26 protein-coding genes are annotated in these 25,954 nt (G+C 49.7%); 16 read left to right on the top strand and 10 right to left on the bottom strand.

The annotated features are described in order from the left end of the window. From GN208_RS05775 to tyrR, 4 genes are all read left to right on the top strand, one after another. On the top strand, positions 1 to 237 hold the full coding sequence (locus tag GN208_RS05775; RefSeq protein ID WP_004235505.1) for a hypothetical protein: 237 nt from the start codon (positions 1 to 3) through the stop codon (positions 235 to 237). Then, positions 218 to 1,615, top strand: coding sequence for a YcjX family protein (locus tag GN208_RS05770; RefSeq protein ID WP_004235506.1), 1,398 nt, complete (start codon positions 218 to 220; stop codon positions 1,613 to 1,615). Before GN208_RS05775 ends, GN208_RS05770 begins: the two co-directional genes overlap by 20 nt. Next, positions 1,612 to 2,682 carry a TIGR01620 family protein gene (locus GN208_RS05765; RefSeq protein WP_004235507.1) on the top strand — a complete coding sequence of 357 codons (1,071 nt, stop codon included), beginning with the start codon at positions 1,612 to 1,614 and terminating at the stop codon, positions 2,680 to 2,682. Before GN208_RS05770 ends, GN208_RS05765 begins: the two co-directional genes overlap by 4 nt. A gap of 335 nt (positions 2,683 to 3,017) precedes the next feature. Beyond that, positions 3,018 to 4,604 (top strand): transcriptional regulator TyrR, encoded by a 1,587-nt coding sequence (gene tyrR, locus GN208_RS05760; RefSeq protein ID WP_015422750.1) that lies wholly within the window; start codon positions 3,018 to 3,020, stop codon positions 4,602 to 4,604. A 69-nt stretch (positions 4,605 to 4,673) separates the two neighbouring features. Here tyrR and tpx read toward each other — a convergent pair whose 3' ends face one another. Next, positions 4,674 to 5,177 (bottom strand): thiol peroxidase, encoded by a 504-nt coding sequence (gene tpx, locus GN208_RS05755; RefSeq protein WP_015422749.1) that lies wholly within the window; start codon positions 5,175 to 5,177, stop codon positions 4,674 to 4,676. Between the two features lie 162 nt (positions 5,178 to 5,339). On the opposite strand from tpx, the gene GN208_RS05750 reads away from it, so the two are divergent. Both GN208_RS05750 and zntB read left to right on the top strand, forming a co-directional pair. Next, positions 5,340 to 6,974 (top strand): peptide ABC transporter substrate-binding protein, encoded by a 1,635-nt coding sequence (locus GN208_RS05750; protein WP_004235511.1) that lies wholly within the window; start codon positions 5,340 to 5,342, stop codon positions 6,972 to 6,974. A gap of 88 nt (positions 6,975 to 7,062) precedes the next feature. Then, complete coding sequence (gene zntB, locus GN208_RS05745; RefSeq protein ID WP_004235512.1) at positions 7,063 to 8,046, top strand: zinc transporter ZntB; 984 nt, start codon at positions 7,063 to 7,065, stop codon at positions 8,044 to 8,046. 274 nt (positions 8,047 to 8,320) lie between these two features. On the opposite strand, the gene ttcA is transcribed toward zntB, so the two are convergent. The 4 genes from ttcA to GN208_RS05725 all read right to left on the bottom strand — a co-directional run bounded on the left by ttcA (position 8,321) and on the right by GN208_RS05725 (position 11,427). After that, on the bottom strand, positions 8,321 to 9,247 hold the full coding sequence (gene ttcA, locus GN208_RS05740; protein WP_004235513.1) for a tRNA 2-thiocytidine(32) synthetase TtcA: 927 nt from the start codon (positions 9,245 to 9,247) through the stop codon (positions 8,321 to 8,323). A 191-nt stretch (positions 9,248 to 9,438) separates the two neighbouring features. Next, positions 9,439 to 9,780: a helix-turn-helix transcriptional regulator gene (locus GN208_RS05735; RefSeq protein WP_004235514.1), complete on the bottom strand. Its 342-nt coding sequence runs from the start codon at positions 9,778 to 9,780 to the stop codon at positions 9,439 to 9,441. Between the two features lie 53 nt (positions 9,781 to 9,833). Further along, entirely contained in the window at positions 9,834 to 10,211 is a 378-nt protein-coding gene (locus tag GN208_RS05730; protein WP_004235515.1) for a helix-turn-helix transcriptional regulator, read from the bottom strand. Between the two features lie 922 nt (positions 10,212 to 11,133). Beyond that, complete coding sequence (locus GN208_RS05725) at positions 11,134 to 11,427, bottom strand: hypothetical protein (protein ID WP_225310078.1); 294 nt, start codon at positions 11,425 to 11,427, stop codon at positions 11,134 to 11,136. Positions 11,428 to 11,856: 429 nt separating this feature from the next. On the opposite strand from GN208_RS05725, the gene GN208_RS05720 reads away from it, so the two are divergent. Both GN208_RS05720 and GN208_RS05715 read left to right on the top strand, forming a co-directional pair. Beyond that, complete coding sequence (locus GN208_RS05720) at positions 11,857 to 12,456, top strand: pentapeptide repeat-containing protein (RefSeq protein ID WP_004235518.1); 600 nt, start codon at positions 11,857 to 11,859, stop codon at positions 12,454 to 12,456. Positions 12,457 to 12,629: 173 nt separating this feature from the next. After that, the gene (locus tag GN208_RS05715) at positions 12,630 to 13,184 is read left to right on the top strand and encodes a hypothetical protein (protein WP_105212819.1); all 555 of its coding nucleotides are present in this window, start codon (positions 12,630 to 12,632) and stop codon (positions 13,182 to 13,184) included. A 53-nt stretch (positions 13,185 to 13,237) separates the two neighbouring features. Here the strand turns inward: GN208_RS05715 and GN208_RS05710 are convergent, their stop codons facing one another. Further along, positions 13,238 to 13,804: a class IV adenylate cyclase gene (locus GN208_RS05710; RefSeq protein ID WP_004235520.1), complete on the bottom strand. Its 567-nt coding sequence runs from the start codon at positions 13,802 to 13,804 to the stop codon at positions 13,238 to 13,240. A 186-nt stretch (positions 13,805 to 13,990) separates the two neighbouring features. Between GN208_RS05710 and GN208_RS05705 the strand changes: the two genes are divergently transcribed. Next, complete coding sequence (locus GN208_RS05705; protein WP_004235521.1) at positions 13,991 to 15,283, top strand: phosphoserine phosphatase; 1,293 nt, start codon at positions 13,991 to 13,993, stop codon at positions 15,281 to 15,283. A 110-nt stretch (positions 15,284 to 15,393) separates the two neighbouring features. Continuing rightward, positions 15,394 to 15,582 (top strand): hypothetical protein, encoded by a 189-nt coding sequence (locus GN208_RS05700; protein ID WP_004235523.1) that lies wholly within the window; start codon positions 15,394 to 15,396, stop codon positions 15,580 to 15,582. Positions 15,583 to 15,613: 31 nt separating this feature from the next. Here GN208_RS05700 and GN208_RS05695 read toward each other — a convergent pair whose 3' ends face one another. Next, positions 15,614 to 17,182, bottom strand: a complete 1,569-nt coding sequence (locus GN208_RS05695; RefSeq protein ID WP_004235524.1) for an ATP-binding cassette domain-containing protein — start codon at positions 17,180 to 17,182, stop codon at positions 15,614 to 15,616. 356 nt (positions 17,183 to 17,538) lie between these two features. Between GN208_RS05695 and GN208_RS05690 the strand changes: the two genes are divergently transcribed. From GN208_RS05690 to GN208_RS05675, 4 genes are all read left to right on the top strand, one after another. Further along, on the top strand, positions 17,539 to 17,982 hold the full coding sequence (locus GN208_RS05690) for a hypothetical protein (protein ID WP_015422745.1): 444 nt from the start codon (positions 17,539 to 17,541) through the stop codon (positions 17,980 to 17,982). A gap of 134 nt (positions 17,983 to 18,116) precedes the next feature. Continuing rightward, positions 18,117 to 19,337 (top strand): sugar transporter, encoded by a 1,221-nt coding sequence (locus tag GN208_RS05685; RefSeq protein ID WP_004235526.1) that lies wholly within the window; start codon positions 18,117 to 18,119, stop codon positions 19,335 to 19,337. 97 nt (positions 19,338 to 19,434) lie between these two features. Next, positions 19,435 to 19,767 carry an SMR family transporter gene (locus GN208_RS05680; RefSeq protein WP_004235527.1) on the top strand — a complete coding sequence of 111 codons (333 nt, stop codon included), beginning with the start codon at positions 19,435 to 19,437 and terminating at the stop codon, positions 19,765 to 19,767. A 29-nt stretch (positions 19,768 to 19,796) separates the two neighbouring features. Beyond that, positions 19,797 to 20,102, top strand: a complete 306-nt coding sequence (locus tag GN208_RS05675) for a DUF333 domain-containing protein (RefSeq protein ID WP_004235528.1) — start codon at positions 19,797 to 19,799, stop codon at positions 20,100 to 20,102. Between the two features lie 55 nt (positions 20,103 to 20,157). Here the strand turns inward: GN208_RS05675 and dsbB are convergent, their stop codons facing one another. Continuing rightward, the gene (gene dsbB / locus GN208_RS05670) at positions 20,158 to 20,688 is read right to left on the bottom strand and encodes a disulfide bond formation protein DsbB (RefSeq protein WP_004235529.1); all 531 of its coding nucleotides are present in this window, start codon (positions 20,686 to 20,688) and stop codon (positions 20,158 to 20,160) included. Positions 20,689 to 20,850: 162 nt separating this feature from the next. Beyond that, entirely contained in the window at positions 20,851 to 22,398 is a 1,548-nt protein-coding gene (nhaB, locus tag GN208_RS05665) for a sodium/proton antiporter NhaB (protein ID WP_243828313.1), read from the bottom strand. Positions 22,399 to 22,634: 236 nt separating this feature from the next. Here nhaB and fadR point away from each other — a divergent pair, with 236 nt between their 5' ends. Further along, positions 22,635 to 23,348 carry a fatty acid metabolism transcriptional regulator FadR gene (fadR, locus tag GN208_RS05660; protein ID WP_004235531.1) on the top strand — a complete coding sequence of 238 codons (714 nt, stop codon included), beginning with the start codon at positions 22,635 to 22,637 and terminating at the stop codon, positions 23,346 to 23,348. A gap of 45 nt (positions 23,349 to 23,393) precedes the next feature. Here the strand turns inward: fadR and GN208_RS05655 are convergent, their stop codons facing one another. Continuing rightward, positions 23,394 to 24,254, bottom strand: coding sequence for an alpha/beta hydrolase (locus GN208_RS05655; protein ID WP_004235532.1), 861 nt, complete (start codon positions 24,252 to 24,254; stop codon positions 23,394 to 23,396). A gap of 395 nt (positions 24,255 to 24,649) precedes the next feature. Between GN208_RS05655 and GN208_RS05650 the strand changes: the two genes are divergently transcribed. Further along, a complete protein-coding gene (locus GN208_RS05650) occupies positions 24,650 to 25,948 on the top strand; it encodes a D-amino acid dehydrogenase (RefSeq protein ID WP_004235533.1) in 1,299 nt (432 codons plus the stop codon). Positions 25,949 to 25,954: the final 6 nt, after the last annotated feature.

The following is a 25,954-nucleotide window of genomic DNA, read 5'->3' as shown; positions in this document are numbered from 1 at the left end:
ATGAAGTGGCCGGATAAACACACCCTGCTGCGTGCCGGAAAAACCGGGGCGCAGCTGTTAACCACCGCAGCACTGGCGGCAGCACCCGGAGGTATTGCCGCGGTGATTCTGAAATCGGTTACCCGTCCTGCTCTGCGCGGGGCGGCAATACTGGTACTGGAGCCTGTTATCCGTGCCGGTATGAAAAAAGTGATTGGCCGTTTTACACCGGAGAATTATGAAACGACTGCAAAATGAGCTGAGTGCCCTCGTCAACCGGGGGCTGGATCGTCATCTTCGTCTTGCCGTTACCGGACTGAGCCGCAGCGGCAAGACCGCGTTTATTACCTCGTTTGTTAATCAGCTGATGAATGTACAGAGCGGTGCGCGTCTGCCGCTGTTTTCGGCTGCCCGTGACGGCCGCATTCTCGGCGTGAAACGCATCCCGCAGCGGGATCTGGGCGTCCCACGCTTTGCCTATGATGAAGGACTTGCCTCACTGTACGGCACACCGCCGGACTGGCCGGTACCGACACGCGGTGTCAGCGAAATCCGCCTGAAACTGCGTTACCGCACTCAGGACAGTCTGCTGCGCCACTTTAAGGAAACCTCCACGCTCTACCTGGAAATCGTCGATTATCCGGGGGAGTGGCTGCTGGATCTGCCGATGCTGGAACAGGATTACCTCACCTGGTCGCAGCAGATGAAAACCCTGCTCAAAGGTGAGCGGGGAGAATGGGCAGAGCCGTGGCTGGCGCTCTGCCGTCAGCTTGACCCGGATGCCCCGGCGGATGAACAGCAGCTGGCAGCGATTGCACAGGCCTATACTGATTATCTTCACCGCTGCAAAGCGGCAGGTTTTCACTTTATCCAGCCCGGTCGTTTTGTGCTGCCGGGGGATATGGCCGGCGCACCCGGATTACAGTTTTTTCCGTTTATTACCGACCTGATGCCGGATCCGTCCCGGCTGGCCAAAGCGGCAAAAAGCAGTGTTCTCGGCATGCTGCGCGATCGCTATCAGTACTATTGTGACCATGTGGTCAAAGGTTTCTATAAGCATTATTTCCAGCATTTCGACCGCCAGATTGTGCTGGTGGATTGCCTGACCCCGCTCAACAGCGGGCCGCAGGCATTTACGGATATGCGTCTGGCGCTGACCCAGCTGATGCAGAGCTTCCATTACGGCAAACGCACATTATTGCGCCGCCTGTTTTCCCCCTGTATCGACAAACTGCTGTTCGCCGCCAGCAAAGCGGATCATGTCACTGCCGACCAGCACGCCAATCTCGTGGCACTGCTTCAGCAACTGACGCAGTCAGCCTGGCAGCAGGCCGCTTTTGAGGGGATTAAAATGGACTGCACCGGGCTGGCGTCGGTACAGGCCACGGAATACGGCATGGTGATGCACAACGGGGAAAAAATGCCCGCGCTGAAAGGCACCCGGCTGGCAGATAATACCCCGCTGACTTTCTATCCCGGCGAAGTACCGAAACGGCTGCCGGATGCAGACTTCTGGCAGCAGCAGGGGTTTCAGTTTGAGTCCTTCAGGCCATTACCGATGCGGATGGATACGCCGCTGCCGCATATCAGGATGGACAGTGCGATGGAATTTTTACTGGGAGATAAACTGTCATGAGCGAGCCTATCAAATCCCGTATTGATTTTGAGGAAGCACCGCTGTCGCCGCCGGTACAGGACACCATAAAACCGGCGCAACAATTTGCGGACGATGACAGCATACAGTTTGAACGCACGGAATTCACGGCAGAGCAGGATACAGACGGGGAAGCGGAAGCGCTGCTGATTCAGGCACTGAAACCCCGGCGCAGCCTGTGGCGTAAGCTGGTCTTTGTGGCCGGCGGATTGCTGGGGATCAGCGCCGTCGCACAACTGATTCAGTGGGTGAATGATGCGTGGACAGGTAATGACTGGACCGCCCTTGGCGGGATTGCCGCCACTTTTCTGGTGCTGATTGCCGCCGCCGGCTCTGTTATCACGGAATGGCGGCGCATGTACCGCCTGCGCCAGCGGGCTACAGAGCGCGAGGCCGCAGAGGAATTACTGCAAAGCCACCGTATCGGTGACGGACGTGCATTTTGTGAAAAACTGGCGAAACAGGCCAATATCCCGTCACACCATCCTGCGTTACAGCAATGGCAGAGCCTGTTACAGAGCAGCCATAATGACCGCGAAGTGGTGACCCTGTACAGTCAGCTTGTCCAGCCGGTGACGGATGAACAGGCGCGCCGGGTGATCAGCCGTTTCGCGGCGGAATCTGCGCTGATGATTGCCGTCAGCCCGCTGGCACTGGTGGATATGGCCTTTATTGCCTGGCGTAATATCCGTCTGATTAACCAGGTGGCGGCTATCTACGGTATTGAGCTGGGATATTACAGCCGCCTGCGACTGTTTAAACTGGTTCTGCTCAATATTGCCTTCGCAGGGGCATCCGAGCTTATCCGCGAAGTGGGGATGGACTGGCTCTCTCAGGACATCACCGCACGGTTATCCGCCCGTGCCGCACAAGGCATGGGAGCCGGACTGCTGACCGCCCGTCTGGGGATCAAAGCGATGGAACTGTGCCGTCCGCTGCCGTGGACTGCAACAGATAAACCTAAACTTATGGATTTCCGTAAGCAGTTGTTACAGCAGCTTAAACAGGCAGTGCCAAAAGGGAAGAGCGCGGAAAAGTCCGCCCTGTAACCGATAATCCGGCCGGATGCGCATTTTGTGATGTCATCCGGCTTTTTTATGCAGAAACGGGTGTCCGGTCACTGTTTTTTTCACAGCGATCCCGTTATGCTCCCTGCGGGTCGCTGTCTCACCTCTCCGGCGCGGTTTGCCGTCCGCGCTGAATAAAACTTCGTTAACCGACTGACATATCTGTACTTTCATAGCCTTTTCACACGGAACTGTGGATAAACACCGCAGGAACGCATTTATTGTGTCAACAAATCGTGACAGTTTTCATTTTATACCGTAAAATCAGTTTCAATTAACGGGAAAATAATAACTTAAGTGTAAATAGGATCGTAACGATGCGATTGGAAGTAATTTGCCAGGACCGAATCGGACTGACGCGGGAGTTATTGGATCTGCTGGTATTACAAAATATCGACCTCAAAGGCATCGAAATTGCCCGTAACGGCCGGATATACCTCAATTTTATGCAGATCGATTTTTCTGTGTTCCAGTCTCTGATGGCTGAGATCCGCCGGATTCAGGGCGTGGTGGATGTCAGAACTGTTCACTTTATGCCGTCTGAGCGCGAACAGCGCGCCATGTGGGCATTACTCGAATCCCTGGAAGACCCGATTTTATCTCTCGACCTGCGCGGGAATATTGAACTGGCCAACAGCGCGGCACTCTCCCTGTTTGCCACCACCGAAGAGCGCATCCGTCAGCGCAATATCACTTACTATTTCAGCCAGTTCAACTTCACCCGCTGGATTGAGGATGAAGAACCTGCGCCATACAAGGAAACCATCAATCTCAAAGGCCGCTCTTACACCCTGAGTGTGACGCCGATTAATTTTGATGAGAAAGATGACGCCTCCGCCACTATCGGCGCGGTTGTGCTGCTGCGCACCGTCAGTGAGAGCAGCAACGGGCAGAAACGCCGCATGCAGGTGATGCATTCCGGCAGTTTTGATGATTTAGTGGCGAAAAGCGCCAAAATGCGCCATGTGGTCGAACAGGCACAGCGTATGGCAAAAATGGATTCCCCGCTGCTGCTGGTCGGTGAAACCGGGACCGGGAAAGATGTGTTTGCCAAAGCCTGTCATCTCTACAGTGTGCGCGGCAATCAGCCGTTCCTCGGGCTGAACTGTGCCTCGATGCCGGATGATGTGGTGGAAACCGAACTGTTCGGTTACGCTGCCGGTGCTTACGCCAACAGTACTGAGCCGAAAAAAGGCTTCTTTGAGCAGGCTAACGGCGGCACCGTTCTGCTGGATGAAATCGCGGAAATGTCCCCGCAGATGCAGATCAAGCTGCTGCGCTTCCTGAATGACGGTACATTCCGCCGTGTCGGGGAAGAGCATGAGGTGAAAGTGGATGTGCGGGTTATCTGTGCGACCCAGAAAAATCTGCTGGAGCTGGTGAAAGAGGGCAAATTCCGTGAGGATCTCTATTACCGCCTCAATGTGCTGACGCTGACCATTCCGCCGCTGCGCGAGCATCAGGAAGATATCCTGCCGCTGACCCGCGATTTCGTGAAACGCTTTTCCGAAGAGCAGGGTTGTGAAGAACCGCGCCTGGCGCCGGAGCTGGGGCAGTTCCTTTGTGCTTATCACTGGCCGGGCAACGTCCGTCAGCTGCGTAATGTGATTTATCAGGCGCTCTCTTCGCTGGAAGGCTCGCTGCTGCGTCCGCAGGACATCGTTCTGCCGGAACTGGAAGCGGAAATCGGCTTCAGTGAGGATATCCTCAGCGGCTCGCTGGATGATATCACCAAACGGTTTGAGTGCTCTGTGCTGACACGGCTGTACCGCCACTATCCGAGCACCCGTAAGCTGGCGAAACGCCTGAATGTCTCACATACCGCGATCGCCAATAAACTGCGCGAATACGGGCTGAGTCAGCGGCGCAGCGCGGCAAAAGATGATGAGGGAGAGGAAGAATAATTTTTTCCCCGGTAAAAAAAATCCCGCGACCGTCACCGGCCGCGGGGTTTTTTTACAGATACGGGTAACTTATTTCAGTGCATTCAGCGCGCTGTCATAATCCGGCTCTTCGGTGATTTCACCGACCAGCTGGCTGTAAATCACAGTATCGTTCTCATCCAGTACGATCACCGCACGGGCGCACAGACCGGCCAGCGGGCCGCTGCCGATACCGACACCGTAATTTTCACGGAATTCCGGATCACGCAGGGTGGAGAGCATCACCACATTCTCAATACCTTCCGCGCCGCAGAAACGGGACTGCGCGAACGGCAGATCAGCGGAAATACATAACACCACGGTATTGGACAGTTTTGCGGCAGTTTCATTGAATTTACGCACTGAGGTGGCGCAGACACCGGTGTCCACACTCGGGAAAATATTCAGAATCTTACGCTTCCCGGCGAATTTGGTGAGCTGGACATCTGACAAATCATTAGCGACTAATTTAAATGGTACGGCTTTTTCACCGGCACGCAGCAGTGCGCCGTAAACCAGAACATCGTTACCCTGAAGTTTTACAGTTTGTGTCATTTTTATCATCCTCTGAACGGGCTCATAATTGTTGGTATAAATAATACCTGGCAGGTGTTTTCTCACCGGATATCGTTAATAAAAATGTAATATCCGGTTGTTGTGTTTCGGTAATCATCAGATAATCTATCGGTTTACCATTTTTAATACAAGGCGCCCGTTATGTTCAGGCCAGCAAAATTTTCCCGTTCCGCACTTCTTGCCGGGACGTTTTTCACGTTTTCTTCACTGTTTTGTGCAACGGCGGCGGAGATCCCCGCAGGAACACAGCTGGCAAAAGAACAATCTGTTTATCGTCATCTGAAGGATGAACCCGCGTCTCTGGACCCGATTAAAGCGGTCGGTCTGACCGAAGCTCAGATCCTGCGTGATTTATTTGAAGGGCTGACCAGTCAGGGTGCGGACGGCAAACCGGTGCCCGGTGTCGCTCTCTCCTGGGAGACCCGCAACAATCAGGTATGGACATTCCGCCTGCGTGACGATGCCCGCTGGTCTGACGGCTCACCGGTGACCGCACAGGACTTTGTCTACAGCTGGCAGCGGCTGGTTAACCCGAAAAATCTCTCTACCTTCGCCTGGTTTGCACCGCTGGCCGGCATTAAAAATGCGCAGGCGATTATCGACGGCAAAATGCTGCCGGAAACCCTCGGCGTTGAAGCTGTTGACAACCGGACTCTGCGGGTCACGTTAGACCGTCCTGTGCCGTACTTCCCGAATCTGGCGGCCAATTTCAGCCTTTTCCCTGTGAATCGCGCGGTTGTTGAGAAATACGGCGACAGTTGGATCCGCACCGGGCATCTGGTCGGCAACGGGGCATTTGTCCTGCATGATAGGGTGGTGAATGAGAAAATTGTTCTGACGCCGAACCCGCATTACTGGGATCACAAACACACGGTGCTGACATCGGTTACCTTTGTGCCGATTAACCATGAATCCCAGGCCACCAAACGCTATCTGTCCAATGATCTCGACATTACGGAATCATTCCCGAAAAATCAGTATCAGAAACTGAAACAGGCGATTCCGGATCAGATTTATATCCCGGATCAGCTTGGCACCTATTATTACGCCTTTAACACGCAGCGGGCACCGACAAACGACCCGCGTGTGCGGCAGGCACTTTCCATGACCATTGACCGTAAGGTGATCGCAGAGAAAGTGCTGGGCACGGGCGAAAAACCGGCCTGGCATTTCACGCCGGATGTCACTGCCGGGTTTACACCGGAGCCGGGCCTGTACCAGAAATTTACTCAGGATGAGCTCGACAGCCAGGCAAAAACGCTGCTGGCCGCCGCCGGTTACGGGCCGCACAATCCGCTGAAATTATCTCTGCTGTATAACAGCTCGGAAAACCATCAGAAAATTGCCATTGCCGTCGGTTCGATGTGGAAGAAAAAACTGGGCGCGGAAGTGAAGCTGGTCAATCAGGAATGGAAAACCTATATCGACAGCCGCAATACCGGCAATTTTGATGTGATCCGCGCCTCCTGGGTCGGCGATTACAACGAGCCGTCAACCTTCCTGTCTCTGCTGACCAGCACACACAGCGGCAATATCGCGCAGTATCATAATGAAAAATATGATGCTCTGCTGAAAACTGCTGCGCTGGAAACGGATGATAACGCCCGTAATACCGACTATAACGACGCCGAAAAACTGCTGGCGGAAGACATGCCGATAGCACCAATCTACCAGTACACCAACGGACGTCTGATTAAACCGTGGCTGAAGGGATATCCGGTCAATAATCCGGAAGATGTGGCATACAGCCATAATCTCTATATTATTAAACACTAACCCTGCCTCCGGTTCCCTGCTGCGGACGGCTGCAGGAACCGGCTGAACACACTCAGCAGCTGTTTTCACGGACAATGGGGAGAGACGCATGAGCGCTTTGTACGGATCCGCTTTTCAGGGAACAGATCCCATCTGCCGGGTGCAGTTTGACGGAGAGGGCGGTTGTACGCCGGTGGATGTCAACGCCGTTGCCGGGATAAAAGAACCGGTGTGGCTGCACCTGGACTATTTATCCGCGGATAACCAGCGCTGGCTGCGTGAAACGGAACTGTTGCCGCCGCAGGCGCGTGACGGGCTGACAAACAATGTTATCCGCCCCAGGACACTCCGTATTGGTGAGGGTGCATTAATTACCCTGCAAACCATCAACAATAATGACGGCGACCGGCCTGACCAACTGGTGGCATTCCGTATCTGGATCTGCGGCAGTTATATTATCTCCACCCGCCACCGTAAAGTGCATTCCATTCAGACCATTCAGGATGATTTACAAAACGGTGAAGGTGCAAAAAATACCGGAGAATGGCTGGCGGAAGCGGCGTTCTGCATCACCGACGAAGTGGCAGATTTTATTGAGGACTTACACGATACCCTGATTGATATGGAAGATGCGATACTCGATCAGCATATTCCGGCCCGCGGGGAGCTGGCACTGCTGCGCAAGCAGCTGATTGTCCTGCGCCGCTACATGGCACCGCAGCGCGATGTGTTTTCCCGGCTGGCCTCCGAGCGTTACACCTGGCTCTCAGAGCAGGACAGACATCAGCTGACGGATGTCAGTGACCGCCTGGGGCGGATTATTGACGATATTGACTCCTGTATCGCGCGGACATCGGTTATCTCGGATGAAATCACCAATATGATGGCGGATGCGATGAACCGGCGTACTTACACCATGTCACTGCTGGCGATGGTTTTTCTGCCGACAACCTTTCTGACCGGATTGTTCGGGGTCAACCTCGGCGGGATCCCGGGGGGCGATTTCCCGTTTGCTTTCAGTTTGTTCTGTGTGGGACTGGCGGGTGTTATCGGATTTGTTGCCTGGTGGTTACGTAAGAGTAACTGGTTGTAAAAACGTGTATTTTTATATGATTTTACGTACCAGACTTGAGCTATATCAAGAAATACCACGCCCGGTTAGGGCACTATTACTCCCGCAGGTGAATACAACGTTGAGCGATGAACGTTGTGCTCCATAATTGTAGTTTTTCTCATATTGAGTTCTTATACAGAATATTGACCATTATCATGCCGGTGTATTTTATACATCGGTTTTTTTTTTGCCTGAAACAAACCCGCCAATATTCAGGCCGTACCCTCCGTGGCACGGCACTATAACAGCGTGATTATTTCACTTCCGTCACATCCAGACGTAATTCTGTGAAATCCGGGCTATCGCCGTCATCATCCTCATCTTCCCATACCGGCTGAACAGGCAGAGTTTCGCGGTCAAATGCGAGATCACCACCGTCGACGACTTCACTGCCGTGATGGATAGATTTGAAATCGAATAATTCAGTGTCACATAAATGTGATGATACGACATTCTGTGTGGCACGGAACATGGTTTCAATCCGGCCCGGATAGCGTTTATCCCAGTCGCGCAGCAGATCTTTGATAACCTGACGCTGCAGGTTCGGCTGAGAGCCGCACAGGTTACACGGAATGATCGGGAACCCTTTGGCTTCGGCGAAACGCTCAATATCTTTCTCACGGCAATAGGCCAGCGGGCGGATCACCACATGTTTACCGTCGTCACTCATCAGCTTCGGCGGCATGCCTTTGAGTTTGCCGCCGTAAAACATATTCAGGAACAGGGTCTGCAGAATATCGTCGCGGTGGTGGCCAAGGGCGATTTTGGTTGCACCCAGCTCAGTCGCGGTGCGGTACAAAATGCCCCGGCGCAGACGGGAGCAGAGGGAACAGGTGGTTTTCCCTTCCGGGATTTTTTCTTTCACAATCCCGTAGGTATTTTCTTCGACGATTTTATATTCAACGCCCAGTTTTTCCAGATATTCCGGCAAAATATGCTCAGGGAAACCCGGTTGCTTCTGATCGAGATTCACCGCCACCAGGGAAAAACGGATGGGGGCGCTCTGCTGCAGGCTCTGCAGAATGGAAAGCAGAGTGTAACTGTCTTTGCCGCCGGACAGGCAAACCATGATGCGGTCGCCGTCCTCAATCATATTAAAATCTGCGATTGCTTTGCCGGTATGGCTGCGCAGGCGCTTTTGCAATTTATTGATGTTGTACTGTTCTTTCGGTGTATTCATGTCTTACTGTTCTTAACGGGTTTGGCTGGTGCCTGTGTCAGGCCGGCCGCACGGCAACGGAAATCTGAAATAAGGACGCAATGATAGCAGAAGGACGGGGGATTCGGATACGTATGGATTAAAAAGGATGACAGCCCGGAACGGAATGATCCGGGATGACGGGGGCGGGCTGCTGGTACTCTCTGGTATGGTTATTTTTTACTGCGGATTTTACCCCTTCCTCTGCTCTTCATATCAATAGTGATCGTGTCATAGTCTGTTTCCTGACTCTTTTTCTCTTTATAGTTAAGTGAACTCAGTTTGCTGTTTTTTTCGATACAATCAGTAAAAAAACTTTTTACATCAACATTAAACAAAAAAGCGATTTGCAGTAATGTACTGGCTCTTATATTGGTAATGCCCTGTTCATAGCGGGATATTTGCTGCTGACTTAAACCCAGTAATTCGGCAAGTGCCATACCTGATAATCCCAGCGATTTTCTTTTCCGTGAAATTTGCTGACCGATAAAGAGGCTGATTTCTCTCTCATTCATATGCTATGCCCTTAAATTAAAAGCTGTGTGTAATCTTAAATATAGTAATTATGTTAATTGTGTTTATATTGTTCAAATGTTCCCAGATAACTGCCGTCAGTATAAGAATTAAGATGATTCGACATATGGGATAATAGTTTTTTTGAATCAGGATCTCTGTTTAAGATAAATAACACTCTGTGTATAAATTTTTCCGGCGATATATTAAAAATACGCAGTATTAATATCAGTGTATCCAGCGGAATAGCACTGTCACCATTCTCGTAACGGGATATCTGCTGCTGCGATAGCTGTATTATTGAACCTAATTCATGGCCGGTGATACCTTTTGATTTTCGTAATATTCTAATTTCCTGGCCTATAACTGCATGAAGCTCCTTTTTAAAGACCTGGTGTTGACAACTAAGTGCGTGGCAATTATCGGGCTGCATAAAGATACCATCAGGACGTCATTAAACTTAATGTATATTTTAAATACTATTATAGGAAATATCTGCAAGGCAAAAACAGTATATTGTGCATAATATGCAAGCCTTATAATGGTTGTCAATAAATAAAATCCGCAATAAAAATGTACAAAAGAATAAAAAGTAAAATTAAAAACTGGAAATATGCAGATATTACAACGCATATAAAAAAGGAATAAATTGGCTTGATTTTTTATGCATTCATTTGATTTTAAAGAAGAAAACAAAACCAATTTCTGGTGATGTGACAAATAACACTTCTGTGTTGTAGTTATACGCATTTTGCGGGTTTTACTGAAGAGAGGGCAATATGATGATATTCTTTTTGTAATTATAATAATGGAATATGTCAACATTTACGACAATAGTATGCCTTTGTGCAGATAATTATATAACAATAAGTAAAACTAAAAGATTTACAGAGTGTATGACCCTGTGTTTCCGCTCGTCACAAAAAGATGTGTAATTGTAAAAATCAGATATCCGCCGGGGGATTGAAAAGATAACGGCAAAAGCATCAATATCTTTAGTTTTAATATCTTAATGTTTTGTTTTTCTTTACTTTTATGAGTCATGATTAACTCAAAAATATCTTTTATTTCATTGTGTTGATAATGATATTCTCTTTTTGTTCTTTTCCGTTCATACCGGAGTATTGTTTATTAAAAATGATAATTCGTTATGAGGAGGAAAAATTAAACGCTTGTTTGTATCTGAATGGAAACAATTATAACAATAATGCAACCGTCCGGGATGGAAGTAATAAAAACCTGCGATATTATTCGTTATTACCTTCTTTTAATCATTCAATGCATCAGTAAGGTCACCGGAATATATGTTATGGCTGACAACAGATCCCTGTGACAGCCATGAGAACGGATAAAATTTAAGCGTGATTTTGCATAACCGTATTGAATGTTTTTACAACCAGCAGATTACCGTTTTTCAGTGCAGCGTAGTTTTCCTTTATTTCGGATGCAGCGTATTCACGGATTGCCGTATTCAGATATTCAATCAGCTCAATTTTGCAATCCTTGTTTGTCTTATCCAGTGCTGAGAACGGTGTGCTGAGATCTCTGTTTTCTTCAATCAGTCGCTGAAGGAGTGATTTATCTGTTGCCCGCTCAAAATACTGGCCGACAGTAATAACCCGCTCAAGGCCGGTCAGCTTCATAACCATCAGGGTTAATCTGGAGCATACAGAATAAACAGTCTTATTGCTGACAGACATACTTACCTCATCTGCGAAAATCATATGATTTATGCTGGTGTGAAGGTTTACAGCATTTCCCTTTTTTAAAAGGTAGAATAATCTGAATGTTGTGTAAAATGGTTAAATTGTACCAATACAGATTACGTATTGGTGCGTAATATCCGTTTATTCACGTAGCCATATTATTAAAAGGAATAACAGAGTGACTAAAAAAATACCGGGCCTGTTTATTGTACTGATTCTGTCCGGATGTGTTTCAGAGGGTACACAACCGGAAAAATATGAAAAGAATAACGATGACCCTTATAAAAACAGCACCGTAAATACTATCCGTGAAAATCAGGAGATTTACAGGGAGCAACTGAGAATAAAACAACACACCGGCGGAGAGGGATAATGACAGTTATTGAGAATAATCATGAGTATACCGGCAGCCGGTTTGAAAAAGCCGATCTCAGTGATCAGACAATCCGTGGTGTGGTGTTTGAGGACTGCACCTTTATCCGCTGTGATTTCAGCTCGGCGGTTGCGCAGCAGTGCCGTTTCACTGACTGTGTGTTTGAGCAGTGCAATATGAGTCTGCTGGCCGTTCCGGAAACCCGGTTTTCCGGCACTGAATTTACCGGAACGAAAATGATTGGTATTGACTGGACAAAAGCATACTGGCCGAAGTTTGATTTTTATTCTCAGCTGGTGTTCAAAGAGTGCATTTTGGACAGTAATAACTTTTTTGACCTCAGATTGCATGAATCGCACTTTGAGTCCTGCCGGATCCATAATGCCGATTTCAGACAGGCGGAGCTGAATAAATCCGTTATGCATGACTGCGATTTAACCGACACACTGTTTATGCACACTAATCTGGAAGGGGCGGATCTTTCCGGCTCTCACTCTTTTTATATCGATATCCGTGAAAATAAAACTGCCAAAGCCACATTTTCCGCATACGAAGCCCTGAATCTGCTGCGGGTGCTTGATATCCGCCTGGCTGATTAAATCGTGCGGCTCCGGGTATATATACCGGATATCTGCTGAATAAAGCGTATAATTACGCAGTAACATCTTCATCAAATCTGATTTTGATGAATAAAGCGACAGTAAGGCTTCTGGTCACTTGCCGGTCTTTGGTATGATCAGTAATAAGTAACTCAATGTATACGGGCGGGGCAATGAGAAAATTTATTCTGTCAGGGATTATGGCCGCATTATTATCCGGCTGCGCAGGTATAGGAAGTAAAACACCGGAAGCACCCTGGGGCTTTACATGGGGGCAGACGCCCGCAGAATTAAAAGCCCTGAATCTGGACGATTTTGACTGCACAAAAACCCGTGATGGCGGGCAATTATGCAGCTCACTGGCATCACCGGAGGTTGAAAAGCAATTCTTTATGATGGTCTTTTCACCGGAAGGGCAAAAATTAAATGCAATATCCCGCTTCGGTGTCTGGAGCCATGATCAGGCCGCATTACTGAATGAGTACGATAAAGTGAATGCGGAAATGGAGAAAATCTACGGCAAACCGGCCGGGATAAATGAAGAATATGATCGCAAAACACCGTTCCTGGCAAAAGTCGCCAAAGGAAAAATCGGGCAGTTCAAGCGCAAATATGAATCAGAAGATACCGAGGTTGTGGTGGGGGTGGTCAGTAATGCCAATCTGGTACAGATAAATGATGAAAAAGATGTCACTTATACTGTGCTGACCATGTATACACTGAAATAAACCGGTACTTGCGGTGCTGAATATTATCACTATGATTCAGCACCGTTTTTTATTTATTCTGCGTTACAGTTGTTTTTCTGCATTGAACTAACCAGTTGTTTATAACTCTGTTTTTCAATCATATCGTCTGTCAGACCAAATTCTGCGGCTTTCTCCCGCAGCCGTTCCCTGTATTCTGCTAATTTGGTTTCATCGTGCGTCATAATGGCAAACTCGGCAAACCATCCTGCGCCGTTAATATGATCCAGTGTGATATGAATATCACCGAGAAACCAGACACTGCGGGTTTTTGTTAAGGTCATTGTGCAGCGGTAACCCAGCGTCAGCAGCATATTTCTGACATGCTCATGGTCATCAATATTGATAGCTTTGCATTCGCTGGCGGCGGGGCCTTTCACTATCCACAGCTTAATACCCGAGGGCGTCATTGTTCTGACTGACATACTGACATTACCGTCTGCCAGATGCGTTTGCTGCGTATCGAAAAACCAGTCTGTTTCTTCGTTATTTACCACAAAAGGCTCGGCATGCATTGTGCTTAATTGCGACAAAAAAGCGCTATGATCAGCCAGGCGATATTTTATTTCCGCTTCGTATTTACCATCAAAGTGATTACTCATGAATTTATCCGCTGTAAATAACCGGTTTGTGACTGGCCTGATAATATCACGTAACAGGCGGAACAGCCCCGGTAAAAGAATGTGATCAGTTTCGCTTAATGTCAGCCGTTGCTGATTTTTGATACAGCAAAAAAATAGCCTGTGGTATCCCTTTTATTAGTTTTTTTATTTCAAAGGGGATTATCAATGAAATTTATTAATCGTTACAGTGCAATTGCACTGGCTGTTGGTATGTTATCACTGAATATGACGGCACAGGCTGAGACTGTTTCCCTGAATGCTGCCGCAGCACCGCAGGCTGTGACAGAAATAGCGGTATTACAACAGGGGCAGTGGGACAGTTTTAATAAACAGCGCCTGGATGCCATGATCGCCAAAGTAAAACAGTCACCGGTACATACCTATTATGCGGTGTTTGACTTTGATAACACCACGGCATTTCTGGATATTGAAGAAGCGGTGTTGATTTATCAGCTTGAGCATCTGTTATTTGCCATGACACCGCAGGAACTGAAATCCGTTATTTTCAAAGATATTCCGGCTGGTAATTTTTCCGCTGAGTTCAACAATAAAAACGGTAAACCGGTCAATATTGAGAAGGTCGGCGCCGATATTCTGGAAAGCTACCAGTGGCTGTATGACAACTATGATGGCCTGAAGGGTGATAAGCCACTGTCTGAAATCAAAAAGTCGCCGCATTATCAGAATTTCATCACCAAAATGCGTTATTTATATGCGGCAATCGGCGGCACATTTGATCATGCGGTTTCCTATCCGTGGGTCACCTATTTATTTATGAATATGACACCAGAGCAGGTTGCGGATATTACCGCCAAGACCATTGAATGGCAGAAATCAGAGCCGGTTGAAGGTGTGGTATGGGAAAGCCCTGAATCGTTACCGGGACAGGCGGGTATTGTTGAAATTGACTGGCATAATGGTTTCCGTCTGGTACCGGAAATGCAGGACTTGTATCAGGTGCTGCAAAAATCCGGTATTGATGTCTATGTGATTTCCGCGTCGAACCTGGAAGTGATTAAATCGATTGTCACACAACCACCGTATTCTGTACCGGAGTCACAGGTATTTGCCATGCATTTACTGCGCACCAAAGATAACAAACTGACATCCGAGCTGGATCCGGTTTATCCGCAGACTCAGGGTAAAGGGAAAACAGAGACTATCCGCAAGTTTATTCAGGATAAATATGCCGGTAAAGGGCCGTTATTAGTCGCCGGTGACAGTGAAGGCGACCAGAATATGATGTCTGACTTCCCGGATACGGAGGTGGTGCTGATTATTAACCGCCTGCGTTCACCGGATACCATTATCGGGCAGTTATCAAAAAAGGCAGTGAAAGAGCATGGTCAGAAAGACGCCAAAGTATTATTGCAGGGACGTAATGACAGCACCGGTGTATTCGTGCCGTCACAACTTCATACCCCGTTGGGTGCCAAAGAAGGGCGGGCGTTAAAATAACAGCACTGGCTGTCAGTTTAAGGAAATACTGATAACCCCGGCCGGTAATACACACTATGATAGTAAATAGTTATCATTGCAGGGAATTCAGAAGGATATGGATAAATATATTGTGTTATGAAGGTCTGGGGTTAACCGGCTCGGTATTATTCCGCAGCCATGTGGCTATTAATACCGATATCAGCAGAACGGAAGCGGAACGTTTTATCGCGCTGTTTAATAATGCCGCTGCCGCCGATGCGGCAAAGCATAATATTAACGCGGCACGTTATGTTATCGTGAATATCTGTAAACTGTAGTAATACGGCGGGATTACCGCCGTATTCTTTTTCAGGATAATGCCAGTGTATGGGTAATGGCACAATTTTCAGTAAATGCCTCATCATGACTGACCAGTAATAATGCCCCTTTATAACTGCGCAGTACATTTTCCAGTAATAACCGGGAATCGAGATCCAGGTGGTTATCCGGCTCATCCAGTAATAAAATATCCGGCAAAGGTTCGGATAATGTTAATGCCAGCAATGTGACTTTCAGTTGTTCACCGCCGCTTAACTGTGACAGCGGAATTAACCCCTTATCACCCCGGATCCGCAATGCACCCAGATGGGTGCGCCAGGTTTGTGCCGGAATGGCCGGATCAAACTCGCACAGTGCTTCTGTGACCGGCAGGGCTTTATTCAGCAGCGCCAGGTGCTGATCCAGATATCGCAGACGGCCGTGCAGGGAGTACTCCCCGGATTTTGCCGTGAGCAGGCCCGCCAGTACTTTCAGTAATGTGGATTTTCCGCAGCCGTTGCGCCCGGCAATATGCCAGTGTTCACCACCGGAAATGGTCAGTGACAGAGGCTCTTGTGTGCCGGACGGCAAAATCAGATCACGGGTATTGATCCGCACCCGTTTTTGCTCGCCGGTATAATTAAAGGCCAGCATCTGCGGGGTGATATGCTGTATTTTCTCATTTACTTCCCGGCGCTGGCTGTCAAGCTGAGTCATAACACGGTCATGACGGCCGGTTATTTTTGATTGCTGCTTCTCCGCTTTGTTCTTTTTCATATCCAGCAGCAGGGCAGAGGAGGAGCCGGATGAACGGACTTTCTCGCCCTGACGGCGGCGCTGTGCTTTCTTTTCCAGTGTGCGCTGTAACTCCGTTTTTTCTCTGTTCAGCTGTGACTGTAACTGCTTCTCCTCACTCTGTAATGCGCTGAGCTGAAAGGCTTTCTGCTCGGCATAATGGGTGTAATTGCCGCCGTACTCTTCCAGAGCAGATGGAGTGAGTTCAAAAATCCGCTGCATGGTGTCGAGCAAGCGGCGCTCGTGGCTGATCACCAGTGCGCCGGCCGGATGATTCCGCAGTTGCTCACCGAGCCAGCGGCGTCCGGCGGCATCCAGATGGTTTCCGGGTTCGTCCAGTAACAGGAAGGCACACGGCTGTAAAAAGGCACGGCAGAGTGCCAGCCGGGTTTGCTCACCGCCGCTCAGACTTGTGCAGAGGGTGTCCGCCGGGAGATGCGCCAGCTGCGCACTTTCCAGCAGGGATTGTTGTTGTCGTGGCATATCCCATTTATCCGCCAGAAAATCATAATCCTCTGCGGTGGCGGTGCCGTCCTCTGTGCGGCGCAGTGCGGCCAGAATTTCTGCGGTTCCGAGAGCATCCGCCAGTGTGATACCGGAAAGGCGGGTCAGCTGCGGCACATAATAAAACGGCACCTGCCAGCTGATCGTACCGGAGGCCGGTTGCCGCTGCTGCGCGAGCAGCGACATCAGCACGGATTTACCGCGCCCGTTATGACCGGTCAACCCCTGAACCTGACGGGTTAATGTGCCGCTGATGTTGTCAAACAGCGGAATATCGTTAAATGTCACTGATAAGTGAGAAAAATGGCATTGTACGGACATACAAAAGCTCCTGAATAAACAGGGGCAGGCGGATATGCCGGATAAAAAAGAAAATGATGACGAGGATAGCTGCCTGCCCGATATCAAAACAGCGCATTAGTAAAAATGCGGATGATACAGCAATGGGATTCAGGCAATTAAATCATGTCGGCAGACATCCTCAGGGGAAATGAACTGCGGCAATGGTGTCAAATAAATGCCGGATTGTAAATCCCCGGTTTCCGGGATTTCCGCAGAGTACGCAGGAATGATTTTTTCCCGGAATGTTACTGTCAATCGCCGGTATTTTCGTTATTCTGTCCGGCCTTGAGATTTTTTTATTTTCCAGCAGTGGAAATTCAGTAACAGGATGGGTTATGAGTTCAGCAGAAACGGTATATCAGGTTGATCAGAAACGCAGAATTATCACCTGTGTCATTACATTCTTTGTGGTTATTGTGCTTTATATCGCACTGGCGTATTTATTTCAGACACGGATGCCGGGTGTGGCTGCCGCACTGGGTCTCACGGTATATGTCTATATCGCGCAGTTCCCGGTGATTAAAGTGTACGGCGATAAACTGACATCCAAAATCGCGGTCGGTAAAGTGGTCGCAATGCCGTTTGACGGCGGCCATTTCTCCCTGCAGGAAGTGAAGGGGCTGAAGGCGTTAATGGTCTCGTTTTCCACGGACTCTTATATTCTTAGCTATCATCCGGCAAACAGCCGCCGTGTCCGTATTGTCGGGCCGACACTGAAAAAAGCACAGTTAAAAGCGATTTTTGATGCCATCCCGGAACAGTCAAAACGCGCGTTATAATGCGTTTGCCCGGCGCTGATGCCGGGCATTTGCTTCTGTTCCCTCGTTTCCCGTGAAAACCACATGTGTTACCATGGTCACACTTTTCTGCTCAAAAGCTGTATCGATACAGCTTTTCTTTACGGGGGACCATAATGACTGAAACCCTGTCACGAAATCAGGCCTGGCTGCGGGTAATGGTACTTGCGGTGGCGGCATTTGTATTTAATACCACTGAATTTATTCCGGTTGCACTGCTGAGTGATATCTCGGCGGGTTTTTCGATGCAACCCGCAGAGACCGGACTGATGATCACCATTTATGCCTGGGTGGTGGCGCTGACGTCGCTGCCGCTGATGCTGCTGACGGCGCGTATTGAGCGGCGCAAATTGCTGCTCTGGTTGTTTACCGTATTTGTGATAAGCCACATAGTGTCCGGGCTGGCGCAGCGTTTTGATGTGCTGGTGGTCAGCCGGATCGGTGTCGCACTGGCACATGCGGTGTTCTGGTCGATCACCGCATCGCTGGCTGTCAGGGTGGCTCCTCCCGGTAAAAAATCTCAGGCACTAGGGTTGCTGGCGACCGGTACGGCGCTGGCAACCGTGTTGGGGCTGCCGATTGGCCGTGTTATCGGGCAGTGGGTCGGCTGGCGGATGACGTTCTTCTGTATCGGCGGTCTGGCGTTGATTACCATGGCGGCAATGGCGCGTTTTCTTCCGCTGCTGCCGAGTGAGCATTCCGGCTCCCTGAAAAGTATTCCGGTTTTGTTCAGACGACCGGCGTTAGTGGGGATTTTTGTGCTGACCGCGATTGTGGTAACCGGGCATTTCACTGCTTATAACTATATTGAGCCGTTTGTGCAGACCGTTGCCGGGAAGTCACAGGATTTCGCCACGCTGTTTCTGCTGATTTTCGGGGCTGCGGGGATTATCGGCAGTGTGATTTTCAGCCGTTACAACACCCGGCTGCCGCTGCTGTTTCTGCCTGCTGCGATAACACTACTGACGGTATGCCTGATGCTGCTGATGACCAGCCGCGTGACCGATACCGCGCTGATTATCCTCGGGGTTGTCTGGGGGATCGGTATGATGTGTACCGCGCTGGGATTACAGGTCAAAGTGATCGATTTGTCACCGGATGCCACCGATCTGGCGATGTCTGTTTATTCGGGCATTTTTAATATCGGTATCGGCGGCGGGGCGCTGCTTGGTAATCAGGTGATTATTCATATGGGAATGGAACAGATAGGTTATGCCGGGGCGGTGTTTGCTGTGGCGGGTGTGCTTATCTCACTGTTTGTTTTCAGCCGTTACCGGGCCTTGTTTATACAAAGGCCGAAAGCGGAGAGCCGTATTACCTCGCATAATCCGTCATAAATTAATCATATCCCGCACCGTTTCGCTGCGGGATTTTTTTTCTGATTTCTTTATAATATCCGCCTTACTGAGTGATAAAGATATGAACGGGTGATTTATGAATGGTTTATTGTGGCTGACGCTGGCCGTGGGCGCAGAAGTGGTGGCGACCTCAATGTTACGGGCGGCGGACGGTTTTACCCGGCTGATACCGTCGGTCGTGGTGGTTATCGGTTATTGTGTGTCGTTCTGGGCACTGTCTCAGGTGGTGCGGATGATGCCGCTGGGGATAGCGTATGCTATCTGGTCCGGAATGGGGATTGTGATTGTCTCTGCCGCCGCTTATTTTATCTATCACCAGAAACTGGATTTACCCGCAGTTATCGGGATGGCTCTCATTATTGCGGGTGTATTAGTGATAAATTTATTCTCGAAAAGCAGTGTTCACTGAGCTGCATCCGCAGCTATGAGGCCATAATCATGATATCAGTTCCATTTCTCCGCCGTCCGGGGCGGGTATTGTGCAGTGTTATTGTTGCGGCAGCGGCTTTTGCTGCGGGTTGCAGCAGTTCACCGGATACGGTGCAGCAGAAACAGATCCCGCGCTATCAGCAACCGTTAATTGATTTAACCGAAGATGCCCGTGCCAGCTGCAGCTATGCAGGCGGAACGCCGTCACTTATCCGCGAGCTGAACGGCGCACAGACACCGGGGTGTCAGTTTGCCAACGGCAAACGCTGCAGTCAGCAGTCACTGCTTTCCGGAAGTTGCGGATCGGTATTGTGAGAGATGCTCTGAACAGCCGCGTTATGATAACGCGGCTGTTATTGATTGGGTAAGATCAGAACAGGCGACGCGGCTGTTTGCGGTGAATGAACTGGGATAATAATACCAGCGCACTGATCAGCAGATATACAGCAAAGATACCGATAAGCCACTGCGGCATATCCAGTTTCAGGAATACCCACTGCTGAACGGCACAGTCACCGGATGCTTCAAACACTGACGGCAGCCAGGTATTGAGCGGCAGCCATTCCGGGAAATTCACAAAGAAATCACAGGTATTGAACGGAGACGGGTAGAGCTGGATCATGGTGTGTTCCCATGACAGCTGTAATCCGGCAATCCCGCTGTAAATCCACAGGACAATAGCCAGCCAGCGGATAATGGCGCTGCGCGGCGCTATCCAGCCCAGGAATCCGGCAAAGGCAATGCCCAGAACGGCAATACGTTCATAAATACACATCACACACGGCTGTAATCCCATTCCGTGCTGAAAGAACAGGGCGATACCGTCGAGTGCCAGTGCGGAGATCATCAGTAAAAACCATGCACTGCGGCCCCGCGAACACTCATAAAGATAAGTCAGCATAATTGTATCCGGGTTATCCGATTAATAAGAAACAGATTAACTAACGCAGCGACTGTACGATAAAAAATACAGCAACGCACCCCTTTTCCGCATTTACGGCGGGCAGAAACAAAAAAACCGGAATAACACTGTTATTCCGGTTAGTGCAGTGTAAAAAGGTGGTTACGGCAGTGTAATTACACCATTGGCAGCCATCCATTCTGAAACCGGCACCAGCCATAATTCAACACCGAAGAAACCGACCAGTGTCATCACGATGGTATAAGGCAGCGCCATGATCACCATTTTTCCGTAGGAAAGCCGGATCAGCGGTGCCAGTGCGGACGTCAGCAGGAACAGGAATGCCGCCTGGCCGTTTGGTGTCGCCACTGACGGCAGGTTTGTCCCGGTATTGATAGCAACGGCCAGATATTCATACTGTGTATAGGATACCAGTCCGGCTTTCATCGCCGTCATTGCCTCATTGATATAGACCGTGCCGACAAAGACGTTATCAGAGACCGCCGAAAGCAGGCCGTTGAACAGGTAGAACAGCGACAACTGCGACGACGGATCCGAACTGAGAACGAACTGGATAAACGGTGTGAATAATTTCTGGTCAACAATTACCGCAACGACGGAGAAAAACACAGTCAGCAGTGCGGTAAACGGCAGTGCTTCTTCGAAAGCCTCACCGAGAGCATGTTCTTCCGTGATCCCGCAGAATGCCGTCGCCAGAATAATCACTGATAAACCGATAAGTCCGACTTCGGCGAGATGCAGAGCCAGCGCAGTAATCAGCCAGATACCGATAAGGCCCTGAACAATCAGCTGCATTTTTTCCTGTTTTGTCCGGCGTGCTGCAGATTTTTGTGCATTATCCTCCAGTACGGCTCTTACCCGCTCCGGCAGTTCCGCACCGTAACCGAACAGTTTAAACCGTTCCACCAGGTAGCAGACCAGCAGACCACAGACAAATACCGGAATTGTTACCGGCGCCATGCGCAGGAAGAAATTCACGAAATCCCATCCGGCATGTTTGGCAATAATCAGGTTCTGCGGTTCACCGACCATGGTCATCACGCCGCCGAGAGCAGTACCGATACCGGCATGCATCATCAGGCTGCGCAGAAAGGCGCGGAACTGGTCGAGTGTCTGGCGCTTTTCGGTGCTGTCGATAAATTCATCATCACTGAGCGTCACCGTTTCTTTTCCGGAAGAGGCATACTGATGATAAATCGCATAAAACCCGACAGACACACTGATCACCACGGCCATCACCGTCAGTGCATCCAGAAACGCGGATAAAAAGGCACTTGCCAGACAGAAAGCAAGAGAAAGCGCGCGTTTGGAACGGATAGACAGGAGCAGTTTGGTAAACAGAAACAGCAGCAGCTGCTTCATAAAGTAAATACCGGCAACCATAAAGATCAGCAGCAGGATAACCTCAAGGTTATTCACAATCTCATGGCTGATTTGCGCCGGCGATGTCATGCCGATCAGTACCGCCTCAATCGCCAGCAGGCCGCCGGGTTGCAGCGGATAGCATTTCAGCGCCATCGCAAGGGTGAAAATAAACTCAATGACCAGCAGCCAGCCGGCTGTAAAAGGGTCAATAAAGAAGTAAACAACCGGATTTATAATTAAAAAAAGAATAATAGCAAGCTTATACCAGTCAGGGGAGTGACCCATGAAGTTCTTCAGGAAGGCCTGCCGCATTGATATTTCCATTGTTGCTGTGTGTCCTCCGCAGGGGGTGAAAAGATGATCCGCGTATAACTACAGTGCTTTATACTACGCCGGTATTCTGAATTTATTAAGAATTTAAATCAACTGATGGTCACAGGTTGTACCATTGTGATTTATGACCGGATTCACTCTTTCGCAAGCTGATTGCTATATCGCAGCGTCACATTCTGTTATCATCCGGATAATTGGAAGGTTAATTGTTTTGGACGAAGTCACCTATGGTCATCAAGGCGCAGAGCCCTGCGGGGTTTGCAGAAGAGTATATTATTGAAAGTATCTGGAATAACCGCTTTCCGCCGGGATCCATTTTACCCGCAGAGCGTGAGTTATCTGAACTGATTGGTGTGACCCGGACAACCCTGCGTGAAGTGTTACAACGCCTTGCCAGAGATGGCTGGCTGACGATTCAGCACGGTAAACCGACAAAAATTAATAATTTCTGGGAAACATCCGGACTGAACATCCTGGAAACCATTGCCCGTCTCGATCACGAAAGCGCGCCGAAACTGATTGAGAACCTGCTGGCAGCCAGGACCAATATTGCCTCTATTTTTATCCGTACTGCGTTTCGCAATAATCCGGAAAAATCACTGGAAATTCTCAGTCAGGAAAATGAACCGGATGATAATTCCGATGCGTTCAGCCAGTATGATTATGACGTGTTCCGCGGCCTGGCATTTGCCTCTGGTAACCCGATTTACGGTCTGATCCTCAACGGTCTGAAAGGGTTGTACACCCGTGTCGGCCGCTTCTATTTCGCAAGCCCGGAAGCCCGTAAACTGGCGCGGAATTTTTATCAGCAGCTGACCGGCCTGTGCCGCGAAAAAGCCTATGATAAAGTGCTGGATTGTGTCCGCAGCTACGGCAAAGAGAGCGGTACTATCTGGCAGACCATGCAGAGCGGCATTGCACAGGATCTGAATCCGCAGTAACACAGACTGTATATGATGAAAAACCGGCGCTGAGCCGGTTTTTTGTTATGCGCGGGCCAGTGCCTGTAATATCGCCTGTGACTGTGTCCAGAGCAGGGAGCCACCTTCTTCCGCAAACAGATGATGCTCCGCGCGGGGAAAGCGTCCCGCCAGGATTTTGCCGCCATCCGGGGAGTGCACGGTACTGGTGTCCTTTTCCCCGTACCACAGTGACACCGGACAGGTAATTTGCTCCGGTGTAAATCCCCATTCCTGCATGGCAATCAGCAGATCCTGTGTATAGCCTTCATTTCCCTGAGAAAATGCCTCTGTCATACACTGCCGGTAAGCGGGTAAAAAATCTGCCGCCTGATAAACTGCCAGGTCTGTTTCCCCGCTGTAGTTCAGAATGAAACTCATCAGCCAGTCTGCGGTGATATTTTCCCGTACCCATGAGGTAAACCCGTCAGGCTGAGTCCGTGCGTTCTTCTGCATATCAATGATATCAGCAGATAACAGCGCCCGGGTTGGCGGGTAATCGAACTGATCCTGCCCGGAAATCAGTGCCAGCGCGGAAACTTGCGCATAATAGGCCAGTGCCATGGCATAAACCGCACCCTGAGAGAATCCGGCTGCTCTGAACCGGGTGTAACCCAGCGACTGCATCAGAAAAGTGACATCAGCGGCAAAGGATTCCGGTGATTTTCCGGCATCGGGAGAAGAATTACCGAGCCCGGGGCGATCCGGTGTGATCAGCCGGATATTATTGTCTGCCAGGTAAGGAATACCGAAGCCGGCAGAGCCACTCATGCCTGCACCAGTACAGAACACAACCGGAATACCGGTCTCAGGGCCGGAGTCATACCAACTGAAGCGGCGGCCGTCGGGTAAGAGGGTGATGTTTTTACGTTGGTTTTTAATATTCATCGTTATTACCGGAAAATATGCCGGAAGGCATAAAAAAGAAGAGGGGTTTTCTGATAAATAACCGGCGTAACGTAAATATACGGATTATTTATTCAGTCTGGTGTCATCGGCAACAAAGACGGGTGTCCGGTTGCGTTTCGCGATGAGTTCGCAGCGGTGCCTGCGACAGATAGACTGCATACTATTTAACAAATGCTTATATTACAAGATAATAAAACCATTTTCGGATAAAAGGATAATTTAATTAATTATATCAGTGATTAAAAAAAATACTGTTTTGTGACAGGCAGCAAAGAAACAGACTTAATATGACGTGAGGGGATTCCGCTATGTTGGCAAAATGTTTCTGAAATATTATGCTGATGCTAATGTGAAATAAATAACAAGGCGGCAACATGAACATTGTCATCCTGGGAAGTGGTGTTATCGGTGTCACAACAGCCTGGTATCTCGCGCAGAAAGGGCACGATGTGACTGTTATCGACAGGCAGCCGGCGGCGGCGGAAGAAACCAGCTTCGGTAATGCCGGGCAAATCTCTCCCGGTTATGCCACGCCGTGGGGTGCTCCGGGTATTCCGCTGAAAGCCGTGAAATGGATGTTTGAAAAACATGCACCGCTGGCCATCAGGCCGGATGGTTCGCTGTTCCAGCTGCGCTGGATGTGGCAGATGCTGCGCAATTGCGGCGCTGATTATTACGTCATGAATAAAAGCCGTATGGTACGGATTGCGGAATACAGCCGTGACTGCATGAAAGCATTACGCGCAGAAACCGGAATACAGTATGAGGGGCGTCAGGGTGGCACACTGCAACTATTCCGCACACAAAAACAGCTGGATAACGCAGCCAATGATATTGCAGTTCTGAAACAGGAAGGCGTGGCGTACCGCCTGCTGAGTGCCGGTGAACTGCATGAGGCAGAACCGGCGCTGGCCCATGCGGAACATAAACTGGCGGGTGGCCTGCAACTGCCGAATGATGAAACCGGGGACTGTAATTTGTTCACCAAAAGGCTGGCAGAAATGGCGGAGCAGGCCGGAGTGAAATTCCGCTTCGGTGTCAATATACATCGCCTGCAATTCAGCGGTGATCGTGTCAGCGGGGTGATTTGCGACGAGGAAGTGATCACCGGTGACCAGTATGTGGTGGCGCTGGGGTCATACTCGACAAAATTACTGCACGGCCATATCGCTATCCCGGTGTATCCGCTGAAAGGTTATTCTCTGACCATGCCGATTATTGACGAAAGCCGTGCTCCTGCATCCACGGTACTGGATGAAACCTACAAAATTGCGGTGACCCGTTTTGACCAGCGTATCCGTGTCGGCGGCATGGCAGAAGTGGTTGGTTTTAACCTTGATATTGTCAGACGGCGCTGCGAAACACTGAAAATGGTGGTGCAGGATCTTTACGGCGGCGGCGGGGATATCAGCAAAGCCACTTTCTGGACCGGTCTGCGCCCGATGACACCGGACGGCACCCCGATTGTCGGGCCGACTGCGTACAGTAATCTGTTCCTCAATACCGGCCACGGCACCCTCGGCTGGACAATGGCCTGCGGCAGCGGGCAGTTGCTTGCCGATATTATGTCCGGCGATAAACCGGCAATCCGGGCGGATGATCTGGCAGTATCCCGTTATCTGAACGGGTTCAGAACCCGGCTGGTGATCCCGCAGCAGTTACATACCGCATAACCAACA

It is taken from the genome of Morganella sp. HSTU-ASny43 (assembly GCF_022819185.1).
GTDB lineage: Bacteria > Pseudomonadota > Gammaproteobacteria > Enterobacterales > Enterobacteriaceae > Morganella > Morganella morganii.
This window is presented reverse-complemented; position numbering and strand designations above follow the sequence as displayed.